Origin of the sequence: Vibrio sp. Vb1018 (assembly GCF_033338775.1) — a bacterium.
In the GTDB taxonomy this organism is placed as follows: domain Bacteria; phylum Pseudomonadota; class Gammaproteobacteria; order Enterobacterales; family Vibrionaceae; genus Vibrio; species Vibrio alginolyticus.
Map to the genome: position 1 here is coordinate 100,651 of NZ_JAWOTI010000011.1, position 22,190 is coordinate 122,840.

20 protein-coding genes are annotated in these 22,190 nt (G+C 43.9%); 10 read left to right on the forward strand and 10 right to left on the reverse strand.

The features are described from left to right. Window positions 1-2: 2 nt before the first annotated feature. Genes R7Z10_RS13390 through sdhC form a run of 4 tightly spaced genes read right to left on the reverse strand, consistent with a single transcriptional unit; the run spans window position 3 to window position 3,226 of the window. The gene (locus R7Z10_RS13390; protein ID WP_005382174.1) at window positions 3-713 is read right to left on the reverse strand and encodes a succinate dehydrogenase iron-sulfur subunit; all 711 of its coding nucleotides are present in this window, start codon (window positions 711-713) and stop codon (window positions 3-5) included. 15 nt (window positions 714-728) lie between these two features. Further along, window positions 729-2,495 carry a succinate dehydrogenase flavoprotein subunit gene (gene sdhA / locus R7Z10_RS13395; protein WP_005382172.1) on the reverse strand — a complete coding sequence of 589 codons (1,767 nt, stop codon included), beginning with the start codon at window positions 2,493-2,495 and terminating at the stop codon, window positions 729-731. Further along, a complete protein-coding gene (gene sdhD, locus R7Z10_RS13400) occupies window positions 2,496-2,840 on the reverse strand; it encodes a succinate dehydrogenase, hydrophobic membrane anchor protein (protein ID WP_005382169.1) in 345 nt (114 codons plus the stop codon). Then, complete coding sequence (gene sdhC / locus R7Z10_RS13405; RefSeq protein WP_017634811.1) at window positions 2,834-3,226, reverse strand: succinate dehydrogenase cytochrome b556 subunit; 393 nt, start codon at window positions 3,224-3,226, stop codon at window positions 2,834-2,836. Before sdhC ends, sdhD begins: the two co-directional genes overlap by 7 nt. Before the next feature lie 396 nt (window positions 3,227-3,622). Here sdhC and R7Z10_RS13410 point away from each other — a divergent pair, with 396 nt between their 5' ends. After that, window positions 3,623-4,912, forward strand: a complete 1,290-nt coding sequence (locus tag R7Z10_RS13410; protein ID WP_005382163.1) for a citrate synthase — start codon at window positions 3,623-3,625, stop codon at window positions 4,910-4,912. Window positions 4,913-5,004: 92 nt separating this feature from the next. Here the strand turns inward: R7Z10_RS13410 and R7Z10_RS13415 are convergent, their stop codons facing one another. Next, window positions 5,005-5,763, reverse strand: a complete 759-nt coding sequence (locus R7Z10_RS13415) for a Nif3-like dinuclear metal center hexameric protein (protein ID WP_139060338.1) — start codon at window positions 5,761-5,763, stop codon at window positions 5,005-5,007. A gap of 232 nt (window positions 5,764-5,995) precedes the next feature. Between R7Z10_RS13415 and R7Z10_RS13420 the strand changes: the two genes are divergently transcribed. Beyond that, window positions 5,996-6,769, forward strand: a complete 774-nt coding sequence (locus R7Z10_RS13420) for a DUF1853 family protein (RefSeq protein ID WP_318105037.1) — start codon at window positions 5,996-5,998, stop codon at window positions 6,767-6,769. 61 nt (window positions 6,770-6,830) lie between these two features. On the opposite strand, the gene pgm is transcribed toward R7Z10_RS13420, so the two are convergent. Both pgm and seqA read right to left on the reverse strand, forming a co-directional pair. Next, complete coding sequence (gene pgm / locus R7Z10_RS13425; RefSeq protein WP_318105039.1) at window positions 6,831-8,477, reverse strand: phosphoglucomutase (alpha-D-glucose-1,6-bisphosphate-dependent); 1,647 nt, start codon at window positions 8,475-8,477, stop codon at window positions 6,831-6,833. Between the two features lie 92 nt (window positions 8,478-8,569). Beyond that, on the reverse strand, window positions 8,570-9,112 hold the full coding sequence (seqA, locus tag R7Z10_RS13430) for a replication initiation negative regulator SeqA (RefSeq protein ID WP_005382149.1): 543 nt from the start codon (window positions 9,110-9,112) through the stop codon (window positions 8,570-8,572). A 92-nt stretch (window positions 9,113-9,204) separates the two neighbouring features. On the opposite strand from seqA, the gene R7Z10_RS13435 reads away from it, so the two are divergent. The 3 genes from R7Z10_RS13435 to fldA all read left to right on the forward strand — a co-directional run bounded on the left by R7Z10_RS13435 (window position 9,205) and on the right by fldA (window position 10,888). Continuing rightward, window positions 9,205-9,972 carry an alpha/beta fold hydrolase gene (locus R7Z10_RS13435; RefSeq protein ID WP_017819953.1) on the forward strand — a complete coding sequence of 256 codons (768 nt, stop codon included), beginning with the start codon at window positions 9,205-9,207 and terminating at the stop codon, window positions 9,970-9,972. Between the two features lie 112 nt (window positions 9,973-10,084). Beyond that, a complete protein-coding gene (locus R7Z10_RS13440; RefSeq protein WP_005393038.1) occupies window positions 10,085-10,306 on the forward strand; it encodes a DUF2788 domain-containing protein in 222 nt (73 codons plus the stop codon). A gap of 48 nt (window positions 10,307-10,354) precedes the next feature. Continuing rightward, window positions 10,355-10,888, forward strand: a complete 534-nt coding sequence (fldA, locus tag R7Z10_RS13445; protein WP_005382146.1) for a flavodoxin FldA — start codon at window positions 10,355-10,357, stop codon at window positions 10,886-10,888. A gap of 52 nt (window positions 10,889-10,940) precedes the next feature. On the opposite strand, the gene R7Z10_RS13450 is transcribed toward fldA, so the two are convergent. Further along, window positions 10,941-11,444 (reverse strand): DUF4442 domain-containing protein, encoded by a 504-nt coding sequence (locus R7Z10_RS13450; protein WP_318105041.1) that lies wholly within the window; start codon window positions 11,442-11,444, stop codon window positions 10,941-10,943. A 200-nt stretch (window positions 11,445-11,644) separates the two neighbouring features. On the opposite strand from R7Z10_RS13450, the gene fcrX reads away from it, so the two are divergent. After that, complete coding sequence (gene fcrX / locus R7Z10_RS13455) at window positions 11,645-12,094, forward strand: ferric iron uptake transcriptional regulator FcrX (RefSeq protein ID WP_005382141.1); 450 nt, start codon at window positions 11,645-11,647, stop codon at window positions 12,092-12,094. A 222-nt stretch (window positions 12,095-12,316) separates the two neighbouring features. On the opposite strand, the gene glnS is transcribed toward fcrX, so the two are convergent. Further along, window positions 12,317-13,987 carry a glutamine--tRNA ligase gene (gene glnS, locus R7Z10_RS13460; protein WP_005382124.1) on the reverse strand — a complete coding sequence of 557 codons (1,671 nt, stop codon included), beginning with the start codon at window positions 13,985-13,987 and terminating at the stop codon, window positions 12,317-12,319. Between the two features lie 276 nt (window positions 13,988-14,263). After that, window positions 14,264-15,757, reverse strand: a complete 1,494-nt coding sequence (nagE, locus tag R7Z10_RS13465; RefSeq protein ID WP_005384985.1) for an N-acetylglucosamine-specific PTS transporter subunit IIBC — start codon at window positions 15,755-15,757, stop codon at window positions 14,264-14,266. Between the two features lie 489 nt (window positions 15,758-16,246). On the opposite strand from nagE, the gene nagA reads away from it, so the two are divergent. From nagA to asnB, 4 genes are all read left to right on the forward strand, one after another. Further along, window positions 16,247-17,383, forward strand: a complete 1,137-nt coding sequence (gene nagA / locus R7Z10_RS13470) for an N-acetylglucosamine-6-phosphate deacetylase (protein WP_005384983.1) — start codon at window positions 16,247-16,249, stop codon at window positions 17,381-17,383. A 2-nt stretch (window positions 17,384-17,385) separates the two neighbouring features. Continuing rightward, window positions 17,386-18,600: an ROK family protein gene (locus tag R7Z10_RS13475; protein WP_005382105.1), complete on the forward strand. Its 1,215-nt coding sequence runs from the start codon at window positions 17,386-17,388 to the stop codon at window positions 18,598-18,600. Window positions 18,601-18,681: 81 nt separating this feature from the next. Continuing rightward, the gene (locus R7Z10_RS13480; RefSeq protein WP_005382102.1) at window positions 18,682-20,271 is read left to right on the forward strand and encodes a cation:proton antiporter family protein; all 1,590 of its coding nucleotides are present in this window, start codon (window positions 18,682-18,684) and stop codon (window positions 20,269-20,271) included. Window positions 20,272-20,501: 230 nt separating this feature from the next. After that, window positions 20,502-22,166 carry an asparagine synthase B gene (asnB, locus tag R7Z10_RS13485; RefSeq protein WP_005382100.1) on the forward strand — a complete coding sequence of 555 codons (1,665 nt, stop codon included), beginning with the start codon at window positions 20,502-20,504 and terminating at the stop codon, window positions 22,164-22,166. The last annotated feature ends 24 nt before the right edge of the window (window positions 22,167-22,190 follow it).

Sequence of the window (22,190 nt, forward strand, 5' to 3'; positions counted from 1 at the left end):
AATTAAACCGAACGATTAACCAACATCGACTTAATGTGACCGATGGCTTTCGTCGGATTTAATCCCTTAGGACAAACACTTACACAATTCATGATGCCATGGCAACGAAAAACGCTAAATGCATCATCAAGATCAGACAAACGTTCATCTGTTGCCGTATCGCGGCTATCAATTAGCCAACGGTACGCTGCGAGAAGACCAGCTGGGCCGATGAATTTATCAGGGTTCCACCAGAATGATGGGCAAGACGTTGTACAACATGCACACATGATACATTCGTACAATCCATCTAAATGCGCACGATCATCAGGCGATTGTAGGTTCTCACGTGATGGTGGTAATGCACCATCATCAATCAAGAATGGTTTAACTTTCGCATAGTTATCATAGAACTGCGTCATGTCAACGATAAGATCGCGCACGACAGGTAACCCTGGTAGTGGACGAATAACTATCTTATCGCCTTGTAGAGCAGATAACGGTGTGATACACGCTAGGCCGTTTTTACCATTCATATTCAAACCATCAGAACCACATACCCCTTCACGGCATGAGCGACGGAACGCGATGCTTGGATCTTGCTCTTTTAGCAGAATCAATGCATCAAGCACCATCATGTCTGAGCCTTCGTCTACCTCAAGGGTATACTCTTTCATGTAAGGCTTGGTATCCACATCCGGATTGTAACGGTATAAAGAGAAGTTTAATTTCATAGTCGTATCCTCCCTTTAGTATGTACGTACTTTCGGCGGGAAAGCTTCACGATGCGTTGGCGTCATGTTCACATCACGCTTAGTCATCGCTTCTGTTTCCGGATTGTAGATAGAGTGGCATAGCCAGTTCTCATCATCACGCTCAGGGAAATCGAAACGAGCATGTGCGCCACGACTCTCTGTACGGTAGTTCGCTGCAACGGCAGTTGAAAACGCGGTTTCCATCAGGTTATCAAGTTCTAGACACTCGATACGCTGCGTGTTGAACTCTGAAGACTTGTCCGCTAGATGCGCATCTTTCAAACGTTCGCGAATCACTTTCAACTCTTCTAGACCGGTTGCCATCGCATCGCCTTCACGGAATACCGAGAAGCTGTTTTGCATGCATGCTTGTAGGTCTTTACGAATCTGAACTGGATCTTCACCACCAGTGCTGTTTTCCCAACGCATAGTACGCGCTAGAGACGCTTCAATATCAGATTCTGTTGCAGGACGAGCTTCTGCTTGCGCTGCTAGCGTTTCGCCAAGGTGCAAGCCAGTAGCACGACCAAATACGACCAAGTCTAGTAATGAGTTGCCGCCCAGACGGTTAGCACCGTGTACCGATACAGAAGCAATCTCACCACATGCGTAAAGGCCTTGTACTTCCATCTCGCTACCGTCGGCCTTCTGCTTAATTGCTTGGCCAGAGACTTGAGTAGGTACACCACCCATCATGTAGTGACAAGTTGGAATTACTGGAATTGGCTCTTTCACAGGGTCAACGTGTGCAAATGTACGAGACAGTTCACAGATACCTGGTAGACGTGATTCAAGTACTTCTTTACCAAGGTGATCAAGTTTCAACTTGATATGTGGACCCCAAGGACCATCACAGCCGCGGCCTTCACGGATTTCAATCATCATTGAACGAGCAACCACGTCACGACCAGCAAGGTCTTTCGCGTTTGGTGCGTAGCGCTCCATGAAGCGTTCACCATCTTTATTTAGAAGGTAACCACCTTCACCACGACAACCTTCCGTCACTAGAACACCCGCGCCAGCAATACCTGTTGGGTGGAACTGCCACATTTCCATGTCTTGCATTGGAACGCCTGCGCGAAGTGCCATACCAACGCCATCACCCGTGTTGATGTGCGCGTTAGTGGTCGATGCGTAAATACGACCTGCACCACCTGTAGCTAGAATGGTTGCTTTTGATTTGAAGTAACAGATTTCACCCGTTTCCATACAAATCGCAGTACAACCCATGATTGCGCCGTCTTGGTTTTTCACAAGATCCAAAGCGTACCACTCCGAGAAGATGGTTGTTTTGTGTTTTACGTTTTGCTGGTAAAGCGTGTGAAGAAGTGCGTGACCAGTACGGTCTGCTGCAGCGGCTGTACGAGCAGCCTGCTCACCACCAAACTCTTTAGATTGACCACCGAATGGACGTTGGTAGATGGTACCATTATCAAAACGAGAGAATGGCAGACCCATTTTTTCAAGCTCGATAACTGACTCAGGACCATTTTTACACATGTATTCAATCGCGTTCTGGTCACCGATGTAGTCGGAACCTTTAACGGTATCGTACATGTGCCATTGCCAATCGTCTTTGTGCGAGTTACCCAGAGCAACAGTAATGCCACCCTGTGCAGACACAGTATGAGAACGTGTTGGAAATACTTTTGACAACAAAGCACATGATAGGCCTTGTTCTGAAATTTGTAGTGCAGCGCGCATACCTGCACCACCAGCGCCGATTACTACGGCATCAAACTCACGAACTGGAATAGACACTTACGCACCCCACAGAATAAATAGACCAGAGAAGACATAGCCGAATAGCACGGCAATAACACCAAGTTGTAGTGCGCCACGTAGTTTCGCGCACTTAATGTAATCAGTTAATACCTGCCACAAACCAACCCATGCGTGAATCAGGATCGAGACAAGTGCCAACATGGTGAATACTTTAGTGAAGGTACCACCAAAGAATTGGGTCCAAGATGCGTAAGAGATATCTGAAAATGCACAGAAGCTAATCAGATAAATCGTGTATAGCGTCATAATGATTGCAGTTGCACGAATTAGTAGGAAATCGTGTACACCATTACGACCAAATGAAGATACGTGTTTTACCATACCAAGATCCCCGCCAATAATGATAATACTGCTGTTGCACCAAACGCGACTTTAGCGCTCATCGTGCCTGAATCTAGTTCTTCAAAGTGACCTAGATCCATCAATAAGTGACGGATACCACCTGCGATGTGGTAGGCAAGTGCAGTAAGAATTCCCCACAGGATGAATTTTACGAAGAAACTATCGACGATGTCAGCGGCTTCCATAAAACCCATTGGGGATGACAGAGAAATGGATAGTAACCACAGTAATATACCCACCGCAACAAACGTAATTACCCCAGACACACGGTGTAGGATGGATGCGATTGCTGTGATAGGAAAGTGGATGGTCTGTAAATCTAAATTAACAGGTCTTGACTTTCTTTCTTTCACGGGCTTGCTCACTCAGCTCCATTGAGCATTTATTGTTATAACCAATTTCAGCTTCCAAACGTACAAAAGTTAACATCTATTTAACAAATATCGCGAGTAACAACCCAGATAATTGTAAACGCTTTGTTAACAAACGGAATCCAGCAACAAACCTCACTCTTTGTTTCTAGCCCCGAATTTATAAGGATTTAACTAAAATTTTCTTTGCCAATATACGGCGAGCAACATTCTAATACAATTGGTGTAACAAATTATGCTACATAGAACAGATTTTTAACGATTTTCATGAGAAAAATCATAACAAGTGCACACAAAGATGGAGAAAAATTGACTTTAAGCTTTAACAACAGTACAAAAATGGCACATAAACATCCTGGACGGATTAAATAATAAACAAAGGAGATTGTTATGGCGGATAAGAAAGCGACCCTTCATGTTGAAGGTCAAGCGCCAATCGAACTGCCAATTATGGACGGTACGCTAGGTACACCTGTAATTGACGTTCGTAAGCTGGGAGCCAATGGTTACTTTACTTTTGACCCAGGTTTTCTTGCCACTGCATCTTGTGAATCATCAATCACGTACATCGATGGCGGCAAAGGTATTCTTTTGCACCGCGGTTTCCCGATTGATCAATTAGCCAATAACGCAGATTACTTAGAAGTATGTTACATCCTTCTTTATGGTGAAGCCCCTACCCGAGAACAATACGAGCAATTCAAAACGACCGTTACTCGTCACACGATGGTACACGAGCAAATCGCAAGCTTTTTCCATGGCTTCCGACGCGATGCTCACCCAATGGCGGTAATGTGTGGTGTAGTTGGAGCACTTGCAGCCTTCTATCACGACTCTCTTGACATTAACAACGACGAACACCGCGAAATTGCAGCGTACCGTCTGCTGTCAAAAATGCCAACACTGGCGGCGATGTGTTACAAATACTCTATCGGTCAGCCATTTATTTACCCTCGTAACGACCTTAGCTACGCAGAGAACTTCTTGCATATGATGTTCGCAAACCCTTGCGAAGAGTATGAAGTGAATCCTGTGGTTGCCCGTGCGATGGATAAGATTTTCACTCTACACGCGGATCACGAACAGAATGCGTCGACATCAACTGTTCGTCTAGCTGGCTCTTCTGGTGCGAACCCATTTGCATGTATTGCCGCTGGTATTGCATCCCTTTGGGGACCCGCTCACGGTGGTGCAAACGAAGCCTGCTTGAGAATGCTAGAAGAGATTGGCAGCGTCGATAACATCCCTGAATATGTGGACCGCGCGAAAGACAAAGATGACCCATTCCGCTTAATGGGCTTTGGTCACCGCGTTTACAAGAACTACGACCCACGTGCGACAGTAATGCGCGAAACGTGTCATGAAGTTCTCAAAGAGCTAAACATTCAAGACCCTCTGCTAGACGTTGCAATGGAACTTGAGCGCATTGCACTTTCTGATGAGTACTTCGTGTCTAAGAAGCTGTACCCGAACGTAGACTTCTACTCAGGTATCATTCTTAAAGCGATTGGTATTCCAGTTTCTATGTTTACGGTTATCTTCGCGATTTCTCGTACCATCGGCTGGATTGCTCACTGGAACGAAATGCACAGCGATCCACTGAACCGCATCGGTCGTCCTCGTCAGCTATACACTGGCGAAACACAACGTGAGTTTTCTCCACTTCACGAACGTGAATGATCTTTTAGTACGAAGATAGACAAACAAAAGGGTTGAGATTTTCGTCTCAACCCTTTTTTCTTTTTTGCGTTTAACGTTATTAATGGAGAACGCTAAACCGGATTATCAATATCGATAAACTCCACATGTAGGCCATATTCATCCGCTAGCCATTTGCCTAAGGCCTGAACACCATAACGCTCAGTAGCATGATGACCTGCAGCAAAGTAATGAATGTCCATTTCACGAGCAGTATAAGTGGTGCGCTCTGAAATTTCTCCAGAGATAAATGCATCCAGCCCGTGCTGTACAGCAAGTTCAATGAAATCTTGCCCTCCACCAGTGCACCAACCGACTGTCTCAATCATCTTATCGGTATTCTCTGGAGCAATATGCAGTGGTTCTCTATCAAGAACTTGATTGATCTTGCTCGCAAACTCAGCACCAGACATCGGTTTTTTCAAGCGTCCAAACATGGCTACTGATTGAGGGTGTCCTTCAAGTCCACCTTCTACTTCGATTTCAAGTAAGCGAGCTAATTCAGCGTTGTTGCCTAGCTCTGGATGAATATCTAGAGGAAGGTGATAACCATATAAGTTGATATCATTTTTGATCAGGCTACGAATTCGTTTACCTTTCATGCCACGAATTGGCTCAGGCTCACCTTTCCAAAAATAGCCATGATGAACAAGTAATGCGTCTGCATTAAGCTCAATCGCTTTATCGATTAAGGCTTGAGAGGCGGTTACGCCAGTGATAACACGCTTTACCGCTGATTTCCCTTCTACCTGTAACCCATTTGGTGCGTAATCTTTAATTAACTGCGGTGACAGTTTGTCATTAAGAATCTGTTCTAGCTTTAAGTTATTCATTATTACTTCCAATTTCTAGCGCATGTAAACCTAAATAACCTCTCGATGAAATCAGACCGAGAGTGTGCAACCTAGTTGATACAACAACGTTTTGACATCTGGCACCTTGATATCATTTAGGTATTTAAAGTGTATCTCGAACCCTAATATCGATGCTAGCCACCCTACCCTCAAAAGCAAATTTAGTTACAATAACAAAGCTTGTCGCCTCACCATACATTTAGGGATACGGATGAACCAACTGCAACGCTTTTACCAATGGATCGCCACTTCACCTCCTCTTTTCAAGTTACGCCCTCCGTTTGCAACCTTAGAGGATCTTACGGTAACGCCTTTAAAGAACACTGAGCAATACAATGGTAATCCAAGATTGGGCTTTTTATATCAGCACTTATGCACTGCGGCTCTTTCTAATTCAGAACGATATCAGATTATTGCCGAAGAAATTCAGTTAAACGACGCTGAAGGTAAGACCATTGGTGCTGTCGATTTGGTGTTGAGGAATACAGAATCAAATCAGATAGAACATTGGGAAGTGGCGATTAAGTTTTATCTTCTTTACAACGGCATTTGGTATGGCCCGAATGCTCACGACCAGTTACATGCGAAATTGGATAGAATGCTCACGCATCAACTGAAAATGAGCGATCGCCCGGAATTTCAAAAAATAATTCCTTTAAACGACTCTCCAGAAGAGCGCCTAATGATGCAAGGACGACTCTATATTAATCCGTTTACTCCAGAGCCAACTCCTAAGGAGTGCTTGGGTTATGAATTAAATCCAAGTCAGATTAGTGGTTACTGGTGCTATCAAAGTCAATGGGATTTAATTAGTAAACCCCTTTATCATTTACATAAACCATGCTGGGCGACCGGTACAGACGATTTCTCTCAACCTATTGAAAAGCCTTTAGATCGATTCATACACGCACAAACGGAAGACGGTCAATTCTGGTTTGTGGTACCAGATTCATGGCCCGGAGATAAAGCTGTTCGGGGCACTTAAACATGAAAGGGTTGATGTTTTCACATCAACCCTTTGCTAGATACATTGACCATTGGATGTTTTACAAACCAGCGGCTGCAAACACTTGATTAACGATCTCTTGTGCTTCTGCTTCGATTTGTTTTAGGTGCTCTTCACCTTTGAAGCTTTCACAGTAAATCTTGTAGATGTCCTCTGTGCCTGATGGACGAGCAGCGAACCAACCGTTAGCTGTCGTTACTTTAAGGCCACCAATCGCAGCACCATTGCCTGGTGCATGCGTTAGACGAGCAGTGATCTCATCACCTGCTAGAGTTTCAGCCGCAACCATTTCTGGTGACAACTTCTTCAATACGTCTTTTTGTGGGCCATTTGCTACAGCTTGAATACGGTTGTACTTCGACTCACCGTGCTTCGCCGCTAGCTCTTCATAGTAATCTTGAGGGTTCTTACCCGTTACCGCAGTGATCTCTGCTGCTAGAAGGCATAGCAAGATGCCATCTTTGTCTGTTGACCAAGGCGTGCCATCTTTACGAAGGAATGACGCACCAGCACTTTCTTCGCCGCCGAAACCAAACTTACCAGTGTAAAGGCCATCGACAAACCACTTGAAGCCGACAGGCACTTCACACAGTTCACGACCCAAATCGGCTACTACTCGGTCGATAAGTGCACTTGAAACTAGTGTTTTACCAACAGCGACATCTTTACCCCACTCGTCACGATGACGGTACAAGTAGTCAATACAAACGGCTAAGAAATGGTTCGGGTTCATCAAACCTTTCGGCGTCACGATACCATGACGGTCATAGTCTGGGTCGTTACCAAACGCAAGATCGTATTCATCTTTCAGGGCTAGCAGACCAGCCATTGCGTATGGAGAAGAACAGTCCATACGCACAACGCCGTCTTTATCTAGCGACATGAATTGGAAAGAAGGATCGATCGATTCACTTACTAGCGTTAGGTCTAGGTTGTATGCCTGACCAATTTGACGCCAGTAATCGATACCGCTGCCACCCAATGGATCTACACCAATCTTCAGGTTCGCTTTTTGGATTGCTTCCATATCGATAACGTTCACCAGGTCATCAATGTATGGCTTCACCAAGTCCATCTCTACAAACAGATCCGATGCTTTTGCTTCTGCTAGTGGTAGACGTTTAACACCTTGTAAACCTTCAGCAATCAATTCGTTCGCACGATCTTCGATAGCTTGAGTCAACTCAGCTTCTGCAGGACCGCCATGTGTCGGATTGTATTTGATACCGCCGTCTTGTGGTGGGTTATGTGATGGGGTAATAACGATACCGTCTGCTTTTTCCTCGTGTTTGATGTTGTAAGTCAGAATCGCGTGTGAAATACCCGGTGTTGGCGTGTAACCGTTGTCTTGCTGGACAATCACTTTCACACCATTTGCAATCAATACTTCAATCACACTTGAAAAAGCAGGCTCAGATAGCGCATGCGTGTCTTTACCCACAAACAACGGGCCAATTGTGCCTTGCTCAGCACGAACTTCTGCTACCGCTTGAGCGATCGCTAAAATGTGGTTTTCGTTAAAAGTGTGCTTGTCTGAAGTACCGCGGTGGCCAGAAGTACCAAATTGAACTTTGTGTTCTGCGTTTGCCGCGTCTGGTTGAAGTAAGAAGTAGTTAGCAACGAGTGCTGGGATATTGTGAAGATCTTCCTGCTGCGCTTTTTGCCCAGCACGAGGGTGCATAGCCATGTTTGACATCCTTTCTTTAAATACAAATAAAATTAAAAAAGCCTCATAATATCCGCTCACTGCGACGCATTATGAGGCTTCTATCAGGTTTCTTAGATTGAACCTGTTACTTTTTCTATTAAGTCAGGTTGGAACCCCATGTGTGCCATCACTTGTTCAACCATCTGTCTTTTACGACTTGTATTGTTATTCGTGATAACCCAAAACGGTGTGCCAGGAATGGCTTTTGGCTTGGTCGTATTACCGTTTGCTAGCAAGGTTTCTTCATTATCTGCAAAGTACACGCGTTTGCGTCCTTTTACATTCGTAGCCTGGGCGAAACCTTCTGGATTCAATTTATGTAAGGTCGATAATACCAACATAAAGCGATCAATCGCTTTTTTTAGACCGGCAAACTCATCAGAAATAAGCAGCGAACGCATTTCTTTCACTACATCAACAGATTCCGTTTTACCCGCATCTTTACTTACTACAATCCCTTGTGGCTTCTCTACTACAGGCGCGGCTTTAGCTTCCTGCAACTGACCATCAAGGTTTAAAAGGCGTCGCAAAATATCCGAGGCGCTTTCACCGATATGCTTAGTTTGACTAGCTATATAACGGTATAGATCCTCATCAACCTCAATTGTTTTCATTCGCTTTTCACATTCTCAATGTTTAAACTCTGGGGGATTATAACGAGATCCACGCGGATACTCCACGTTAAACCCATCACGAATAAGATAAAATGTCAGCATTACTCAACTATAAGCAGGAAGGCCAAGGCCAAACAGTTGTTTTGATTCACGGATTGTTTGGTAGTTTAAGTAATCTGGGTCTACTCGCCCGCGATCTTATTAAAGATCACACGGTGATCAGTATTGATCTGAGAAATCACGGCCTCTCTTTCCACTCCGAAGTCCATAACTATACCGATATGGCAAAAGATGTGGCTCAGCTCCTTCAGCACTTAAACGTTGAGCCATCTATTGTTATTGGTCACTCCATGGGCGGAAAAGTCGCGATGGCTCTTGTGGACATTGCGCCAAATGTAGTCAAGCAGTTAGTCGTTCTCGACATGGCGCCTGTTGCCTACACTACGAACCGTCACGATAATGTTTTTAACGGCTTACATGCTGTTATTAATGAAAAACCAGCAAATCGACAGCAAGCCATGGATATCCTAGCTCAACATATTGAACTCGATGGTGTAAGACAATTTCTCTCTAAATCACTGTACAAAAATGGCGATAAGATGGATTGGCGGTTTAACGTACCGAGCCTTTTTGAGAATTATGACCAAATTATTGGCTGGCAAGAAATCACACCAACAGATATCCCAACTTTGTTTATCAAAGGCGGCGACTCTGACTACTTAATGCCAGAACATCAGCCAGCAGTGAAGCGACAATTTAACCATGCTAAAGCACACATTATCGCTGGCACTGGTCACTGGTTACACGCCGAGAAACCGACAGAAGTAATGAGAGTCATTCGAAAATACATTTCGAGTTAACAAATTCGAAAAGCAACACTAGATTATTGAAATAACCCTTCTTGTAGTGCATTAACTTTACCGTTTAACAGTGGTATAGTGCGCCCAAGATTTTTCGGCATGAAGGGCTAAAATGCTTTACGACTATATGGATATGCTCGAGTCTATTGGACTCGATCTTCTTTTTGCTGCTATCTTTTTTTTCATCGGGATGGCGATAAAAGATGTGCTAAAGCAAGGCAATGTACCTGTTTTTGGTCGTCGTATTGTGTGGTTAGTCCTTTTCCTAGGCTGTGCTGGCTTTATTGCAAAAGGTGTAATTCAGCTAACTTGGGAAGGCTCAGGGTTAGGTTAAACCCTTAGTAGCATCGCCAATAACAAACAATGTAAAGGTATAGACTCTATGGCAAGTGTAGGTATCTTCTTCGGTAGCGACACAGGTAATACTGAAGCCGTTGCAAAGATGATTCAAAAGCAACTAGGTAAACATCTAGTTCACGTTCAAGACATCGCGAAAAGCAGCAAAGAAGACATTGATAACTTCGATCTTCTTCTTCTAGGTATCCCAACTTGGTACTACGGCGAAGCACAATGTGATTGGGATGACTTCTTCCCTGAGCTTGAGCAAATCGACTTCTCTACTAAGCTAGTGGCTATCTTTGGCTGTGGCGACCAAGAAGACTACGCAGAATACTTCTGTGACGCGATGGGCACAGTCCGTGATATCGTTGAGTCTAAAGGCGGCACAATTCTTGGCCATACCTCGACAGAAGGCTACGAATTTGAAGCGTCTAAAGCACTTGTTGAAGGTGACGAAAGCCAATTCGTAGGTCTATGTATTGATGAAGACCGCCAACCAGAATTGACTGACGAGCGTGTTGAAAGCTGGGTTAAACAGATCTATGAAGAGATGTGTTTAGCTGAGCTAGAAGGCTAATCAAATTGAATGATGCAAAGACCTCCACTTGGAGGTCTTTTTGTATGTATTGTCACACAGCATCGGTAAGTACTTCCTCTTCGCGATACTGAGGTTTCTTTCTTACATAAAGCTTGCGTTGAACCTCTGAAACCACATTCCCCTGTTTATCTTTTACATGAGTAATAAACTCAGGAAAACACTTTTCTCCATTCCGTGTCATTTGATAAATGCTTTCCAGCATCCCTTCAGTGACCTCAAATTCTGCAAACAAATCACTTTGCCCCGGCTTAATAAAGTTAATGCTTGCCTCTTTATCCCACACATAATATTCCTCTCGTAGAATCCCCATCAGCATCAACGAGTAAATTGGATCAGTTAAAGAGAAAATACTGCCGCCATATTGGGTGCGATTGGCATTTTTATTCCACCAGCGAAGCTTTAAACGTACCTTTACAGTACGGAAGTCTTGAGAAATATGTAAGATTTTAATACCCGCCCCCCAAAAAGGAGGCCAAATATTGAGTGCGAACTTTACAATTCCTGGTTTGTATATCTTCGCTAGTCGCCTATTCATCGCTATCCATGCCCTCTCCAAGCTTAATGTTACATAATTGTAACTGGTCAGAGCTGTAATATAATAGACCTGTTTCTAATTTACAAAAAGATTCTATTAACCCTTTGAAGTTCGTGGTTTAATGTTCCGAACGCTTATCCTATAATGGTAGGAAGATTGAATTCTGTTAAATCGCTGCAGATGATCCAACGGGAAAGTATATGTCAGATAATAATCAGGCGCTGAAGGATGCGGGTTTAAAAGTAACCCTTCCGAGGCTAAAAATTCTAGAAGTACTTCAGCAGCCAGACTGCCAGCACATCAGTGCTGAAGATTTGTACAAAAAGTTGATTGATCTAGGTGAAGAAATTGGCCTAGCAACTGTTTACCGAGTTCTAAACCAGTTCGACGATGCTGGTATTGTAACTCGTCACCACTTTGAAGGTGGAAAGTCAGTCTTCGAATTATCGACTCAACATCACCACGACCACCTAGTGTGCCTAGACTGTGGTGAGGTAATTGAATTTTCTGACGATCTTATTGAAGAACGTCAAAAAGAGATTGCAGCTAAGTACAATGTCACACTAACAAACCACAGCTTATACTTGTACGGCAAGTGTAGCGATGGTGGTTGTAAAGACAATCCAGATGCACACAAACCGAAAAAATAAGGGTTTGTTAATTTAAAAAGTAAACGTCAGCACATGCTGGCGTTTTTTGTTTTTAGAAGTCAGTACCTTAGACGTCAGTACTTTGGTTACAGAACAAAAGCTACTAAACACCCATCTTTTTTATCCACAGTTTTGCACATCTGTATAGCACTCTGTGGGATTAGGTATAAAAAATGCCAGCGTTTGCTGGCATTTTTTCATCGTTCTCAGCATTAATTGAGATTATTGATTCTCAATTTTTGCCCAGGTATCACGTAGACCAACCGTGCGGTTGAATACTAGATTATCTGCTGAAGAGTCTTTCGAGTCTGCACAGAAGTAACCCATACGTTCAAACTGGTAACCTTTTTCTGCTTCTGCGGAAGCTAGGCTAGGCTCGACGAAGCCATTGATCACAACTAATGATTCAGGGTTGATAGTAGAAGCAAAATCTTCCGCTGCGCCTGGGTTTGGCACCGTAAATAAACGATCGTACAGACGAATTTCCGCTGGAAGAGCTTTATCAGCTGACACCCAATGAATAACGCCTTTCACTTTACGACCATCTGCTGGGTTTTTACCTAGCGTATCTGCATCGTAAGAACAGAAGATCGTTGTGATGTTGCCTTCGGCATCTTTTTCAACGCGCTCAGCTTTGATCACGTAAGCACCACGTAAACGAACTTCTTTACCTAGCACTAAACGCTTGTACTTTTTGTTCGCTTCTTCACGGAAGTCTTCACGCTCAATCCACAATTCACGCGTGAATGGCACTTCACGCACGCCCATTTCAGGTTTATTTGGGTGGTTGGCAACTGTCAAGTTTTCTACTGCGCCTGCTTCAAAGTTTTCGATAACAACTTTAACAGGATCCAGTACAGCCATTGCACGCGGAGCGTTCTCGTTTAGGTCATCACGAATACAAGATTCTAATGAACTAAACTCGATCATATTTTCTTGCTTCGTTACACCAATACGCTTACAAAACTCACGAATAGATGCAGGTGTGAAGCCACGACGACGCAGACCTGAGACAGTCGGCATACGTGGATCATCCCAACCATTAACCAGTTTTTCAGTAACTAGCTGGTTAAGCTTACGCTTAGACATCACTGTGTATTCAAGGTTTAAACGACTGAACTCGTATTGATGTGGACGGCTTTCGATCGTGATGTTGTCTAGAACCCAATCGTACAGACGACGGTTATCCATGAATTCAAGCGTACAAATAGAGTGCGTAATGCCTTCTAATGCATCAGAAATACAGTGCGTAAAGTCGTACATTGGGTAAATGCACCACTTATCACCAGTTTGGTGGTGCGTAGCAAAACGCACTCGGTATAAAACTGGATCGCGCATGACCATGAATGAAGAACCCATGTCGATTTTAGCACGAAGACACGCTTTACCTTCTTCAAATTCACCAGCGCGCATTTTTTCAAACAACGCCAAGTTCTCTTCAACAGAACGGTCACGGTATGGACTTGGTTTACCTGGCGCCTTTAGTGTGCCGCGGTATTCACGAATTTGCTCTGGACTTAGCTCATCTACGTACGCTAAGCCTTTGTTAATCAATTCAATTGCATATTCGTAAAGCTTATCGAAGTAGTTTGATGAGTAACATACTTCACCACTCCACTCAAAGCCCAACCAGTTTACATCTTTCTTGATAGACTCAACGTATTCGATGTCTTCTTTTTCAGGGTTTGTATCGTCGAAACGCAGATTACATTGACCCTGGTAGTCCTGAGCAATACCGAAGTTCAAACAGATAGACTTAGCATGACCGATATGCAGGTAGCCATTTGGCTCCGGCGGGAATCGAGTATGCACGCTAGTGTGTTTACCATCCGCTAGATCTTTATCAATGATCTGGCGAATAAAGTTTGATGGACGAGCATCAGCTTCACTCATCTATAGCACCTCAAAAATATTAGTATTGTCAGAGAAAACGGAACCCTGTATCCAAGTATGGTTTCACAGAGTACATTGTTACTAATGATCCACAATTCTAAGCAATTAGACAACAAGAACTCGCTCTAAAACGACAATATTTATCGAGTTAGCGTGAAAGCAAAGCAGATTCAAAGGGCCTAAACGAAAAAAGGCCTCCTGCGGAGGCCTTTTGCGATGTTGTAGTATCAATTGTTTGCAATACCAATAACAAACAATCACACCACTATTAAACAGTTAAGCTGGTAGCTGAACACCACTTAAGTCTTCATCTTTAGATACATTCTTCATCTCACCAGCAACAATCTCTGCTAGTGGACCAAGGATAACTTGTAGGTTGTTTGTACCTAGCTTCACAACTCCCATAGCTCCAAGATCTTTCAGAGTTTTCTCATTGATAACGCTCATATCTTTCACAGAAAGGCGCAAACGAGTAATACAGGCATCGATAGAACTTAGGTTGTCATGACCGCCAAGTGCTTTCAAGTACTGACGAGCAAGCTCTGAAGAATTGCTTGATCCAGCCACGTTAGATGAAGCTTCTTCATCATCTTCACGTCCCGGTGTTTTAAGGCCAAACTTAACAATCACGGTACGGAACACGAAGTAGTAAACCGCAAAGAAACCAAGACCTTGTACAATGAGCATGTACCAGTTTACCGCTAGCGGGTTACGAGTCGACAATACTAAGTCGACTAAACCAGCAGAGAAACCGAAACCTGCAATCCACTGCATTGATGCCGCGATATAAACTGATAGACCAGTCAGCGCTGCGTGAAGAACGTACAGTCCTGGAGCAAGGAACATGAATGCAAATTCAAGTGGTTCTGTTACACCTGTAAAGAATGAAGCAAACGCAGCTGCAATCATGATAGATGCCACTTTCTCTTTATTCTTTGATTTCGCAGTATGGTACATCGCTAGAGCAGCGCCTGGTAAACCAAACATCATGATTGGGAAGAAGCCCGCTTGGTACATCCCCGTAACACCTACCGTTGCCGTGCCTTCAGCTAATGATTTCGCACCGCCAAGGAAGTTTGGAATGTCATTAATACCAGCAACATCAAACCAGAACACTGAGTTTAGTGCATGGTGCAGACCAACAGGAATTAGAAGACGGTTGAAGAATGCGTAAACACCTGCACCTGCTTCACCCATACCTTGAATGCTTTCACCAAAACTTACCAGACCGCCGTAAACTGATGGCCAAACGTACATCAGGATGAACGCAATAACGATACCAGCAAAAGACGTTAGGATCGGTACAAGACGCTTGCCAGAGAAAAACGCCAGTGCTTTGTGCAGCTCTACGTGAGAAAAACGGTTGTACAACTCAGCAGAAACAATACCAACCAAGATACCGACGAACTGGTTATTGATTTTACCAAATGCAGCAGGTACTTCACTTGGGTCAATGCCTTGAATTTGTGATACTGCACCAGGGGCCAAAAGCGTTGTGACAACTAAGAAGCCCACGAAACCTGAAAGTGCAGCGGCGCCATCTTTGTCTTTAGACATTCCGTAAGCAACACCAACAGCGAACAATACTGACATATTGTCAATGATCGCTGCACCAGCTTTAATAAGAAATGCAGCAAGTGCACTGTTTGCGCCCCAGCCATTTGGGTCGATCCAGTAGCCAATACCCATGAGTATTGCTGCTGCAGGAAGTGTGGCAACCGGCACCATAAGCGCCTTACCCACCTTCTGGAAGTATCCGAGAATGTTCACCTTAAGTTCCCCCTATAGGATTAGATGTTATGTTGAATGACTTATTTCAGCCGTCCAATTTAGTCATCCTAAGTTTATGATATTAATTTTGCTCCGCAAATTAAAAGCTCACCGTTTGTGATCATAATCACCACAATTTGCCCTTTCGGAAGGTTTTTGCTAGCGAGATCATAAAACTTATTTTATTATACGAAAAAATGGCGTTTTAAAGATAATATTCTCGCACTTTATGCAAGGCAGAATCAGTGTTATTTTGGTATCTAGGCGGGTAAATCACTGTAACTTTGCTCTGAAAAAGAATCATAAAAAACCATACAATTATTACTTTTCAGTTAGTTACTATGACAATAACATCGATAAAACGCGACTTGCTGTATGTGACTCGTTATCTAATTCAGTGATACAAACTAAGTACCCATATGACTGAAGCAGTCTCTACTTAGATAACGATATAGAAATTGAATTCTCATCTATAAGGACTAGCTGACTATGTACGCGCTAAGTAACTGTAAAATTTATACCGGTAGTGATGTTCTTACCGATCATGCGGTCATCATCGAAAACGATCTTATTCAATCTATTGTGCCGGTTTCTGAGCTACCTCAAAGCATCGAAGTAAAAGACCTTGCAGGCGCTAATCTAAGTCCAGGCTTTATCGATCTGCAGTTGAACGGTTGTGGCGGTGTAATGCTAAACGATGCAATTACCCCTGAAACCATGCAAATCATGCACCAGGCAAACCTCAAATCTGGCTGTACTAGCTTCCTGCCAACACTCATTACATCATCTGATGAAGATATGCGAACTGCAATTGCCGCAGCTCGTGAGTACCACAACAAATATCAAAATCAATCGCTTGGTTTACACCTCGAAGGTCCTTACCTTAACGTCGCGAAAAAAGGCATCCATAACGTCGATTTTATTCGCCCATCAGACGAAAGCATGATCGACCTTATCTGCGCAAACGCCGATATCGTAGCGAAAGTAACACTAGCACCTGAGCATAACGACCCAGAGCATATTGCGCGATTAAAGGCTGCTGGCATCGTGGTTTCAATTGGCCACACAAATGCAACCTACGCCGAAGCACGTAAAAGCTTTGAAGCAGGCATTACTTTTGCTACACACCTCTTTAATGCAATGACACCAATGGTTGGTCGTGAACCAGGAGTTGTTGGTGCAATTTACGATACTCCTGACGTTTATGCTGGCATTATTGCTGATGGTTTTCACGTCGACTACGCAAACATCCGAATTGCTCATAAAATCAAAGGTGAAAAGCTTGTTTTGGTGACGGATGCCACAGCTCCAGCAGGTGCTAACATTGATCACTTTATTTTTGTCGGTAAGAAAGTATATTACCGAGATGGTAAGTGTGTTGATGAAAATGGCACGCTAGGCGGCTCAGCTTTGACAATGATTGAAGCAGTTCAGAATTCAGTTGAGCACGCGGGGATCGCTTTAGACGAAGCTCTACGAATGGCCACGTTATACCCAGCAACAGCAATTGGTGTTGAGGATCGCCTTGGCCGAGTTCGAAAAGGGATGGTTGCAAACCTGACTATTTTCGATCGTGACTTTAAAGTAAAAGCGACGGTTGTTAACGGACAATACGAGCAAAATTAAGCATGAATGGCGGACAGATTGGTAATGTAGATTTAGTAAAACAGCTTAACAGCGCTGCGGTATATAGGCTGATTGATCAGCAAGGTCCTATCTCCCGTATTCAAGTCGCGGACGTGAGTCAGCTCGCGCCTGCTAGTGTTACCAAAATAACCCGCCAACTTTTAGAGCGCGGCCTTATTAAGGAGGTCGCCCAACAAGCTTCAACTGGTGGTCGTCGTGCGATCTCTTTGACTACTGAAGTCAAACCTTTTCATTCGATTGCCGTTCGCTTAGGTCGAGATTACGTACAGTTCAGTTTATACGATTTAGGTGGTACCGCGCTGGCAGAAGATCAGCATGAACTGCACTACACTAACCAAGCAGACTTAATCGCAGGACTTATCGATTTATTAAAAGATTTCGTAAGCCGTTGCGAAGACAAAATTGATCAACTCATCGCTATCGGCATCACTTTACCGGGCCTTGTTAACCCAACAACTGGCGTGGTCGAATACATGCCTAATACCGATATCGATAATCTTGCTCTCGGTGAAATTGTTGGAGAGAAGTTTAATACAGCATGCTTTGTTGGCAACGACGTACGTGGCATGGCGTTGGCTGAGCACTACTTTGGAGCAAGCCAAGACTGCCAGGATTCTATTTTGGTTAGCGTCCACCGCGGTACTGGCGCAGGTATTATCGTTAACGGCCAGGTTTTTCTTGGTTTTAACCGCAACGTCGGTGAAATTGGTCATATCCAAATTGACCCGCTTGGTGAGCAATGCCAATGTGGAAACTTTGGCTGTTTAGAAACCGTAGCTGCAAACCCAGCGATTATTCAACGAGTGAAGCAACTGATTACTCAAGGATACGAATCAAGCTTAACCGACCTTGAAAACATCACAATTGAAGCGGTATGTCAGCACGCAATGAATGGTGATGAACTTGCGAAACAGAGTTTAGTGCGAGTGGGCAACCAGCTAGGTAAAGCGATTGCGATTACGGTTAACTTATTTAATCCACAGAAAATTGTAATTGCTGGCGATATTACTGCAGCACAAGATATTGTTTTCCCTGCAATTCAACGCAACGTAGAGAATCAATCTCTTAAAACTTTCCATAACGACCTCCCTATCGTGGCTTCTCACATTGATAAGCAGCCAACGATGGGCGCATTTGCGATGATTAAACGCGCTATGCTAAACGGAGTTTTGTTACAAAAGTTACTGGAAGACTAAGTTTATACAACCAATTGAGTTACAATCTCGGGCTGTGTTTTCACAGCCCGTTTTTGTATATCAGGAATACAGCTCAACAGTATGGAAATTATTCTAATTACAGCCGCTTTTTTAGCTGGTTTTATTGCGCTTAAATGCAGCCTCCCTCCCCTCGTTGGTTTTCTACTAGCTGGATTTGGCTTGCATGCATTTGGTTACCAAAGCAATGACGTTATTGTCACTCTCGCAGATCTTGGTGTTACTCTTCTTCTGTTTACTATTGGACTCAAACTCGATGTAAAAACCCTGCTGTCCAAAGAAATATGGGGAGGGGCAACCGCCCACAACATACTCTCTACCGCTTTTTTTGCCCTAGCGTTATCCGGCTTAAAACTACTGGGCTTGACTTCGCTAGCCAGTATGGACGGCAGCCAAATCCTGCTTTTAGCTTTTGCACTATCGTTCTCTAGTACCGTTTTTGCCGTAAAAGCATTGCAAGAAAAGGGCGAAATGAACGCGACCTACGGCACACTCGCGATCGGTATCTTGGTTATGCAAGATATTTTTGCCGTAGTATTCCTGACTGCTTCAACCGGAAAAGTCCCAGAATGGTATGCCATCGGTTTGTTCGCACTGCCTTTCCTTCGTTCCCTATTCTATAAGCTGCTCGATAAAGTTGGCCACGGCGAAATGCTGGTGCTATTCGGTATTTTCTTCGCGCTTGTTGTCGGTGCTGGGCTATTCGAGTTGGTCGGGATGAAACCAGACTTGGGCGCGCTAATTTTAGGCATGCTACTCACAGGTCACCCAAAAGCCTCAGAACTATCCAAGTCATTATTCAATATGAAGGAGCTCTTTTTAGTCTGCTTCTTTTTGAACATTGGTTTATCCGCCTCATTGAGCGTGAATGGCGTCGTTCTCGCCCTGCTATTTATCTTACTGCTACCAATCAAAGGACTCTTGTACTTCGTCACTATTAATCATTTTAAGTTTCGAGTACGTACCTCTTTGCTCGCCTCTTTATCACTATTTAACTACAGTGAGTTTGGTCTTATTGTTGCTGGGTTGGCCTATAAAATGGGCTGGATGCCAAGTGATATGCTTGCTGCGATTGCGGTTGCGGTGTCGGTATCCTTTGTAATTTCCGCGCCACTTAACCGCCTTAGCCATAAAATTTATCAACATTCAGGTAAGTGGCTGCAAGAGACAGCGGTAGAAAAGCTCAATCAACGCGACCAACTCATCAACCCAGGTCATGCCCAAGTATTGATCTTAGGTATGGGGCGTATTGGAACGGGCGCTTATGATGAGCTACGTTCACGCTATGGCAAAATTTCATTGGGTATAGAAATTCGTGAAGACGCTGCACATCATCATCGTTCAGAAGGAAGAAATGTGATTTCTGGTGATGCCACCGACCCGGATTTCTGGGAGCGAATTTTAGATACAGGTCATGTAAAACTGGTTCTGCTTGCAATGCCACATCATCAAGGTAACCAAACAGCACTTGAGCAGCTTAAACGCAGAAAATATAAGGGGCAAATTGCCGCTATCGCCGAATACCCAGATCAATTGGAAGGCTTACTTGAAAATGGCGTTGACGCAGCATTCAATATTTATAGTGAAGCTGGTAGCGGTTTTGCTCGACACGTCTGTAAACAACTTCAACCTAAATTCACACCAATTAAATAAGCAACAGCACTGATATTTTTCGGAAGGCTTTCTATTGATAGAAAGCCTTTTTTGTATAGTTTTTATACCAAACCTTGATCTCATTCACCAAAACAACGGTTGAGTTAAATATTTTCCATACAACAAGGCCTTTTATCATTTTTTTAATCACAAAACGTTGCTTTTTTTATTAGTAATGGCAAATTTAAACCATACCGATTAGAAATTGTTTAGTTTAGTAAGGATGTAGTATGTGTTCAGTATTTGGCATTTTAGACATTAAAAGCGATGCAGCCGCATTGCGCCCTATCGCATTAGAGATGTCGAAAAAACTTCGTCACCGTGGCCCAGACTGGTCTGGGATTTACTCTTCAGAGCGTGCTATTTTAGCGCACGAGCGCTTGGCGATTGTTGGTCTAAATAGTGGTGCACAGCCGCTATACAGCCCTGATAAGAAGCTCATCCTTGCCGTCAATGGTGAAATCTACAACCATAAAGAAATTCGTGCTCGTTACGAAGGAAAGTACGAATTTCAAACCGATTCAGACTGTGAAGTCATTCTTGCACTTTACCAAGATATGGGTGCAGATCTCCTTGAAGAACTAAACGGTATTTTCGCTTTCGTGCTCTACGACGAAGAAAAAGATGAGTATTTAGTCGGCCGTGACCATATTGGTATTATCCCTCTTTATCAAGGTCACGATGAGCATGGTAACTACTATGTGGCATCAGAGATGAAGGCTCTTGTTCCAGTATGTAAAACAGTAAGTGAATTCCCTCCTGGTAGCTACTACAGCTCTAAAGATACTCAGCCAACACGTTACTATGTTCGTGACTGGAACGAGTACGCAGCAGTACAAGGTAACAGCACTAGCAAAGAAGAATTGACGGAAGCGCTAGAAGCGGCTGTTAAACGCCAACTAATGACTGACGTGCCTTACGGTGTGCTTCTTTCAGGTGGTCTAGATTCTTCTATTACATCTGCGGTAGCAAAACGCTTTGCAGCGATGCGTATTGAAGATGATGAAAAGTCTGAAGCTTGGTGGCCTCAACTGCACTCTTTTGCTGTTGGCCTAGAAGGCGCGCCTGACCTGAAAGCAGCTCGCGAAGTTGCCGACCAAATTGGTACCGTTCACCACGAAATGACGTACACGATTCAAGAAGGTTTGGACGCGATTCGTGACGTGATTTACCACATTGAAACGTATGACGTGACGACTATCCGCGCATCAACACCTATGTTCTTAATGGGTCGTAAGATCAAAGCGATGGGTATCAAGATGGTATTGTCTGGTGAGGGCGCTGACGAAATCTTTGGTGGCTACCTTTACTTCCACAAGGCGCCAAACGCGAAAGAGTTCCACGAGGAGACAGTGCGTAAACTGCTTGCTCTGAACATGTTCGACTGTGCTCGTGCTAACAAGTCGCTGGCAGCATGGGGAGTTGAAGGACGCGTACCTTTCCTAGATAAAGAGTTCATAGATGTAGCAATGCGCTTGAACCCAGCAGACAAGATGTGTGGCAACGGTAAAATGGAGAAACACATCCTTCGTGAGTGCTTCGAGCACTACCTGCCAGAATCGATCGCATGGCGTCAAAAAGAGCAATTCTCTGATGGCGTTGGCTACAGCTGGATCGATACGCTGAAAGAAGTAGCAGAACAGAAAGTGACAGACCAGCAGATGGAAACAGCTCAATATCGATTCCCATACAACACACCAACGACAAAAGAAGGCTACGTGTACCGTGAAATCTTTGAAGAGTTATTCCCACTTCCATCAGCAGCAGAGTGTGTACCAGGAGGCCCTTCAGTAGCGTGTTCTTCAGCGAAGGCGATTGAATGGGATGAATCGTTCCAAAACTGTGTTGACCCATCAGGTCGTGCAGTACAGACCGTTCACAACGATTCATACTAATTCTCTACGATAAAGATAAGGGTT

Bases quoted from the DNA above. Each gene is read 5' to 3' on its own strand.
- R7Z10_RS13390 (WP_005382174.1), bottom strand. From the start codon at position 713: ATGAAATTAAACTTCTCTTTATACCGTTACAATCCGGATGTGGATACC.
- sdhD (WP_005382169.1), bottom strand. From the start codon at position 2,840: ATGGTAAAACACGTATCTTCATTTGGTCGTAATGGTGTACACGATTTC.
- R7Z10_RS13410 (WP_005382163.1), top strand. From the start codon at position 3,623: ATGGCGGATAAGAAAGCGACCCTTCATGTTGAAGGTCAAGCGCCAATC.
- R7Z10_RS13415 (WP_139060338.1), bottom strand. From the start codon at position 5,763: ATGAATAACTTAAAGCTAGAACAGATTCTTAATGACAAACTGTCACCG.
- R7Z10_RS13420 (WP_318105037.1), top strand. From the start codon at position 5,996: ATGAACCAACTGCAACGCTTTTACCAATGGATCGCCACTTCACCTCCT.
- pgm (WP_318105039.1), bottom strand. From the start codon at position 8,477: ATGGCTATGCACCCTCGTGCTGGGCAAAAAGCGCAGCAGGAAGATCTT.
- seqA (WP_005382149.1), bottom strand. From the start codon at position 9,112: ATGAAAACAATTGAGGTTGATGAGGATCTATACCGTTATATAGCTAGT.
- R7Z10_RS13435 (WP_017819953.1), top strand. From the start codon at position 9,205: ATGTCAGCATTACTCAACTATAAGCAGGAAGGCCAAGGCCAAACAGTT.
- R7Z10_RS13440 (WP_005393038.1), top strand. From the start codon at position 10,085: ATGCTTTACGACTATATGGATATGCTCGAGTCTATTGGACTCGATCTT.
- fldA (WP_005382146.1), top strand. From the start codon at position 10,355: ATGGCAAGTGTAGGTATCTTCTTCGGTAGCGACACAGGTAATACTGAA.
- R7Z10_RS13450 (WP_318105041.1), bottom strand. From the start codon at position 11,444: ATGAATAGGCGACTAGCGAAGATATACAAACCAGGAATTGTAAAGTTC.
- fcrX (WP_005382141.1), top strand. From the start codon at position 11,645: ATGTCAGATAATAATCAGGCGCTGAAGGATGCGGGTTTAAAAGTAACC.
- glnS (WP_005382124.1), bottom strand. From the start codon at position 13,987: ATGAGTGAAGCTGATGCTCGTCCATCAAACTTTATTCGCCAGATCATT.
- nagA (WP_005384983.1), top strand. From the start codon at position 16,247: ATGTACGCGCTAAGTAACTGTAAAATTTATACCGGTAGTGATGTTCTT.
- R7Z10_RS13475 (WP_005382105.1), top strand. From the start codon at position 17,386: ATGAATGGCGGACAGATTGGTAATGTAGATTTAGTAAAACAGCTTAAC.
- R7Z10_RS13480 (WP_005382102.1), top strand. From the start codon at position 18,682: ATGGAAATTATTCTAATTACAGCCGCTTTTTTAGCTGGTTTTATTGCG.
- asnB (WP_005382100.1), top strand. From the start codon at position 20,502: ATGTGTTCAGTATTTGGCATTTTAGACATTAAAAGCGATGCAGCCGCA.